Source organism: Alkalibaculum bacchi, from assembly GCF_937875145.1.
Lineage (GTDB): Bacteria > Bacillota > Clostridia > Eubacteriales > Alkalibacteraceae > Alkalibaculum > Alkalibaculum bacchi_A.
The window spans coordinates 24,227-30,285 of the sequence record NZ_CALNCS010000100.1 but is presented as its reverse complement, the minus strand read 5'-3'; the positions used below and the strand labels follow the sequence as shown (position 1 = coordinate 30,285).

The 6,059-nt window shown below is 33.8% G+C and carries 7 protein-coding genes; all 7 read right to left on the bottom strand.

Going from position 1 to position 6,059, the window contains the following annotated elements; all coding sequences use genetic code 11:
* Positions 1–132, bottom strand: a 132-nt coding sequence (locus tag Q7P22_RS14950; protein WP_369695502.1) for a flagellar basal body protein, incomplete at its 3' end; no start/stop codon positions are given.
* Between the two features lie 165 nt (positions 133–297).
* A complete protein-coding gene (locus Q7P22_RS06510; protein WP_113919295.1) occupies positions 298–765 on the bottom strand; it encodes a hypothetical protein in 468 nt (155 codons plus the stop codon).
* A complete protein-coding gene (locus Q7P22_RS06505; RefSeq protein ID WP_113919296.1) occupies positions 765–1,487 on the bottom strand; it encodes a sigma-70 family RNA polymerase sigma factor in 723 nt (240 codons plus the stop codon). The genes Q7P22_RS06510 and Q7P22_RS06505 overlap by 1 nt, the downstream gene beginning before the upstream one ends.
* 12 nt (positions 1,488–1,499) lie before the next feature.
* Positions 1,500–2,126, bottom strand: a complete 627-nt coding sequence (locus Q7P22_RS06500; protein ID WP_170128121.1) for a flagellar brake protein — start codon at positions 2,124–2,126, stop codon at positions 1,500–1,502.
* A 4-nt stretch (positions 2,127–2,130) separates the two neighbouring features.
* Entirely contained in the window at positions 2,131–3,027 is an 897-nt protein-coding gene (locus tag Q7P22_RS06495; protein ID WP_113919298.1) for a MinD/ParA family protein, read from the bottom strand.
* Positions 3,018–3,953 (bottom strand): hypothetical protein, encoded by a 936-nt coding sequence (locus tag Q7P22_RS06490; protein ID WP_113919299.1) that lies wholly within the window; start codon positions 3,951–3,953, stop codon positions 3,018–3,020. Before Q7P22_RS06490 ends, Q7P22_RS06495 begins: the two co-directional genes overlap by 10 nt.
* Positions 3,950–6,025, bottom strand: a complete 2,076-nt coding sequence (gene flhA, locus Q7P22_RS06485) for a flagellar biosynthesis protein FlhA (RefSeq protein ID WP_303862150.1) — start codon at positions 6,023–6,025, stop codon at positions 3,950–3,952. The genes Q7P22_RS06490 and flhA overlap by 4 nt, the downstream gene beginning before the upstream one ends.
* Positions 6,026–6,059: the final 34 nt, after the last annotated feature.

Below are 6,059 nucleotides of genomic sequence, written 5' to 3'. Positions count from 1 at the left end.
CAAAGTACTTTGAACCATGTCTTGAAACTTATAACCTACGGTATTTACATTTGTAATATTGGCGCTGACATTTTCTTGTTTTTTCTGAAGTACATTCATATTTCTATTTAAAGTGTACAGGCTTCTAATCATTCTTAGGCTCCTCCGTATCTAAAACTTTTACTTCGGATGGATAAACCATTCCTAGTCTTCGTGCTTCTTGTTCAATATTGGCATTAATCTTTACCTGGTAGCTCCAATTCATAAGTATTGCAGAAATGAGTATACCTAGGCCAAAGGGAATAAGGTATTCCTTTTTTATTCTGAAATATTTTTGAACAAATTCTTTAATAATAAGAGCTCCCCCTTTTGCATATGTAATAAAGAAGATATTTGATCTAGAGTATAGTGTTTATTTTCGTATTCACATAGTTTTCTGTATTGATCTAAATATGTTTCATTGACCTGTATTTGATCTTTGTTTTGTGGTTCTTCTTCATGGACTATTTCTATTTCTTTAGGTGCCTCATCTTTATATAGCTCATCCATCTCTTCTTCTGAAGAGTGCCCCATAATCTGGTTTTCTAATTCTTCTTTAAAACTACTCATATCTTGAAATAGGAGTCTTTCCACAAGCTCTATTCGCTCTTTTATCTCTTTAATTTCATTTTCATTGTCTTGTATTTTTTTTATATGTACTACATCTTTATACGTGTTTTCTGATTTTCTCCCAAGAAAACCTAGCCCAATACATATACAGCCTAAAGCAATCAGTACATGAAACATTAGGCTTCCCCCGCATTCGTTGAGATATAATCTCTTAATTTTAAAAGTACTTTCCCATGAATTTGAGACACTCTAGGAATTGAAATTCCCAAAATATACGCGATCTCTTTTAAGCTCAATTCTTCTGTATAATATAGATTTAAAATAATTTGTTCTCTCTCTTTTAAACTACTTATAGCATCTTTCAACAAGCTTTCCTGCTCTCTTTTTACAATATGCTCCTCTGGCAATAAGACATGTTCATCTTTTACAAGATCTATTAATTGAACTTCACTCCCTTTTTCTGAGAAGACTACGGACTCTAAAGAAATCTCAGATAAATAATGAACCGTCTCATGAATTTTATATAATTCTTTACTATCAATACTTAATTGCTGGCATATCTCTGATTCTTCAGGTGACCTCATCAATTTATTTTCTAATTCTTCTTTTGCCTTGTAGTATTCATTGAGTTTATAAATTCGGTCTCTTGACACCCGACCGGATTTTCTAAATTCGTCAATGATTGCTCCTCGTATACGCAAAGTAGCGTAAGCCTCAAAAGGGACGTTTTTCTTGTAATCGTACTTGTCAATGGCATCTAATAGTCCAATAACACCTAAGCTGACTAAGTCGTCTTTTTCATACCTATTGCCTTTTACCTCTATCTTGTCTGCAATCTTCTTCACCAAGGGTAAATATTTTATTATTAATTTGTCTTTTTGGCTTTTTTTATAACACATGTAAACCCTCTTTTACCTCATTTTGTTTTTTCTCATTAAGGCGAATAGATATTGAATAATCTTTTCTCTTTCCCTTTCTTCAATGTCTATAAATTTAATTCCGTAATGGTAGATAGACCTTTCCTTTTGAGGGATAAGCTCTTTATATACGATTTTAGCATTCAGTTGATACTCTCGATTCTCTATATCGAATCTAATGAATAAATTGGTATTCATTTTATAATTCACAGAACAAGATAGTCTCAAGCCACTTGCACTTAAATTCACGATAGTACCTTCATAGGGAATCCATTCCTTTTGCATAGAGTCTTTGTCTATAAATTCAATAGGTAGACTACAAGAAACTCTTACATCTTCTCTTCTCTGCATCTCTTTTAAATTTGTTATAGAGGATAGTTCATAAATGGGAGAGTCCGATTGAATTCGATCTGTCAGAATGGCTTTAAAACTCAAGATCGTCTTCGAATCACTGCTAATGCACTGTAGTTTTTCTCCTTTATGCAATAATTTAAACTCTTTGTCATCTGCAGATACAGCTACAAACACTTTATCTTTTATAATGTCGTAAATGATTCCATAGACTTTTTCATTTTCATTTGTAATTAATTCTATTGTGCTATTTAATTTTAAAGAATTCACAGTATCACCCAAATATTCTTAATAATTTATTGCTTAATTGCTTAAAATTAGAAACTTTATAAGAATACTCTTTGTCTTCTAGTATATTTTCACATATTTGTTTAATATTTTGACTAGCTAATCCATTAGGGTATTTTAATACTACTGGTATTTGTTCCATAATAGATTTCCTCACTCGGGTGTCGTAAAAGATAAAACCAATACTTTGTAATTTCATATGTAAAAATTGACTAGATGTCTTAAATAGCTTCTGAAAAGCTTCTTCCCCCTGCGACAAATCGTGGATTTGATTGACTACTACTTTCACTTGCTCCTTTAATTTGTAAACAGCTATAGCCTTTACAATTCGATATGCATCTGTTATCGCCGTAGGTTCTGGAGTGGTAATAATAATCACCTCATGAGATAATTGAATGAATGTCAGAGAGTACTTGGTGATCCCTGCTCCAATATCGATGATTAAAATGTCGTAGTCCATAATTTGGCTCATGGCATCGACAATCTCTTGTTGGCGAATATCTTCTATCGCTTTTAAAGATAGCAAATCTGCTCCACCTGAAATCAAGTGAATTCCACTAGGTCCCTTAGTGATAATCTGGTCTAATGTAGCTCTACCTTGAATGAGATCTATTAAACTTAGCTTGGTTTCCATGCCTAGCATAATATTTGCATTGCACATTCCCAAATCTGCATCCAGCAAAAGCACTCTTTTGCCCATTTGTTGAAATTTGATCGCCATATTAATCGAAAAATTTGTCTTACCCACTCCACCTTTTCCACTGACGACAGAATATATTTTGATATAGTGTTCTGCTTTCTTTTCAACTTGGGTAAGCTCATCTATTGTTCTATTTCTATTAATCATAGATCGTAGACTACTTGCTTGATCCATCATATCCATTTATTCTCCTTTGCAAAAGCAAATACATTGTCTATTGTAGCGTCTTTAATATCATCTGGAACACCTTGTCCATTACAGATGTATTGAATAGGAAAAGGGCAGTGTTCTATAATATTCCAAAGATTCGATAAATGATTTACCTCATCAAATTTAGTCAATATTAAAGCGTCATAATGCAAATAATTGTACTTATCTAATATGGACAATATCGTATCTTTATCTGTTGAAATGCTGAGAATTAAATAGGTGGTAATACTTTTATTCACCTTTTGAAGGTATTCTTTTATTTCATATATTTTATCTTGATTCTTAGGGCTCGTTCCTAATGTATCTATTAAAATAATATCACAGTAGCTGAGTGCATTTACTTTCTCTTCCATTTCATTTGCTTCATTGACTACTTCAAATGGCAAACCAATAATATTGGCATAGGTTTTTAATTGCTCTACAGCGCCTATTCGGTAGGTGTCCATAGTAATTAATCCCACTTTTTTTTTATGAATCAAGTGCTCTCTTGCAGCAATCTTAGCAATGGTTGTGGTTTTACCTACTCCTGTTGGCCCTATAAAAACATTAATTTTAGATAGTTCTCCTCTTCGTTCAAAGCCGCTGTATTGATACTGATTTGTAATAAGATCTTTAAACTCTTCTATAGATAATCCTGCATCCTCCACACTTATAGGGATAATATGGGGTGGATCTTCCTTCTTCTCTTTTTCTTGTATAGAGGTGTCTTGTGGTGGTACAATTTGAGTATTTTCCTCTATGGCCACAGTAACTTCAATCTTTGTTTTTTTAAAAGGGTTATACCATTTCCCAATTTTTATATTGCGTTGACTAATAATAATGGCTTCTCGACCTAATTCGTATTTAGCCCTCACAACGGCTTCTTTCATATCATCTACAATATATCTTCTTACGATCATAGTTTTTCAACCTGCCCAACTGCTTCAATTTCAATATCATTTGGTATTTCGTGTAGGGATAGGACAGGCACATTAGGAAAGGTAAAAGAAATTAAATTCCTAAATGCTATTCTAATTTTTGGCGAAGTCAATATGATGGGTTCTATACCATTTATCATAAGGCTATTAATGGAATGGTTAATATTGTCAAAAACTTTATGTATGATATCTGGCTGTAAAACTGGTATAGAACCTGACATAGATTTTTGTATGTTGTTTCCAATTAATTCTTCTAAATCTGGATGTACCGTCATAACCATAAGCACCCCATCTCTGTTTAAGTAATTTTTTACAATAGTGCGCCTTAATGTGTATCTTACCTGCTCTGTAAGAACTTCAATGTCTTTTGTCATCATTCCATTATCTGCTAATGCTTCTAAAATCGTAACCAAATCATATATAGGCACATTTTCCTTTAAGAGGTTTTGGAGTACTTTCTGAACTTCTCCTAAGGACAAGATATCTGGTATGAGTTCATCTACGACTACATTATACCTTTCTTTTATTCCTTCTAGTAATTGTTTTACCTCTTGCCTTCCTAAGAGTTCAGCGCTATTTTTCTTGATGACCTCTTTTAAATGAGTGACAAGTACGGTCACTGGTTCTACAATGGTGTATCCTTTTAAATCGGCTTTTTCACGGTTTGCTTCTTCTATCCAAAGGGCATCCAAACCAAAGGAGGGCTCTTTCGTTGGAATGCCATCTAACTCAAAATCGCTGTTTCCAGGGTCGATGATCAAGTACCTCTGAGTATATAATTCTCCTCCTGCAACTTTGTTTCCTTTGATTTTAATAGTGTATTCATTAGGACCTAATTGCAAATTGTCCCGGATTCGTATCGGATTGACCATAATACCCATTTCACTAGCACATTGTCTTCGAATGGCAGTGATATGATTAATTAAATTATCATCGTTCCCCTCATCTACTAATGAAATAAGTCCATAGCCAATTTCTAAAGAAATAGGTTCCACTTGGTAAGTGGCGATATTTTCTTCTCTTTCTCCACTATTACTTGTTTCCTTCTGTGACTCTACTTTTGTCATAGCTCGTTCATTTTCATTTTTTTCATTTTCCATAAGCAAATACCCTAATCCACCTAAAATCAATGCTACAATCAAAAAAGGCAGTGTAGGAAAAGCTGGCACTAATGCAATAAGAAGTAAAATTACTGCTGCCACCATTATGGCTTTCGATACACCAAATAGTTCTCCTACTACTGAAGTACCAAAATCTAACCCATCATCAGATCTCGTCACCAATATACCTGAAGCTACAGAGATTAATAAGGAAGGAATTTGGCTCACTAGACCGTCACCTATAGTCAGTTTTCCAAATACATTTAGTGCTTCTACTACGCCTATACCACTTTGGACTCCATAGATCAATATTCCACCGACAAGATTGATTAATGTTATGATTATGGAAGCTATGGCATCTCCTTTGACAAACTTACTGGCACCATCCATAGCTCCGTAAAAACTTGCCTCTCTCTGTAAATCCTGTCTCCTCTTCTTTGCAATGGCTTCAGTGATTGTGCCAGAATTGAGATCTGCATCTATTGCCATTTGCTTTCCTGGCATTGCATCTAAGGTAAACCGCGCGGAAACTTCTGAAACTCTGCTTGCACCGCTGGTTACTACTATCATCTGCACAATGACGATAATAATAAAGATTACTGCTCCTACGATATAATTATTTCCTGTAACGAAATTAGCAAAGGCATCTATTACTTGACCAGCGTATCCTTCACTTAATATCAATCTGGTAGAAGAAATATTTAGAGATAATCGAAGCATGGTCGTTATCAACAATAAAGTTGGAAAAGTTGAAAATTCCAGTACATTCTTTGTAAATAGTGTTAAAAGAAACATTATTACAGATAATGTAATATTAAATACTAAGAGCAAATCTAATAATGGGGCTGGCATAGGTATAATGATAATTCCAATAACCGCAATTACTGTAAATGCTACCACGTATTCAATGTACTGATTGGATAGGGTTATGATTTTTCTTAAAATTCCAGCCATGATAAACTCCTTAGTAATTCATTTTGTATGATGT

What these genes read in the sequence shown, in the direction of transcription:
- Q7P22_RS06490 (WP_113919299.1), bottom strand. Translation starts at nt 3,953, where the DNA reads ATGATCGTAAGAAGATATATTGTAGATGATATGAAAGAAGCCGTTGTG.
- Q7P22_RS06505 (WP_113919296.1), bottom strand. Translation starts at nt 1,487, where the DNA reads ATGTGTTATAAAAAAAGCCAAAAAGACAAATTAATAATAAAATATTTA.
- Q7P22_RS06510 (WP_113919295.1), bottom strand. Translation starts at nt 765, where the DNA reads ATGTTTCATGTACTGATTGCTTTAGGCTGTATATGTATTGGGCTAGGT.
- flhA (WP_303862150.1), bottom strand. Translation starts at nt 6,025, where the DNA reads ATGGCTGGAATTTTAAGAAAAATCATAACCCTATCCAATCAGTACATT.
- Q7P22_RS06495 (WP_113919298.1), bottom strand. Translation starts at nt 3,027, where the DNA reads ATGGATATGATGGATCAAGCAAGTAGTCTACGATCTATGATTAATAGA.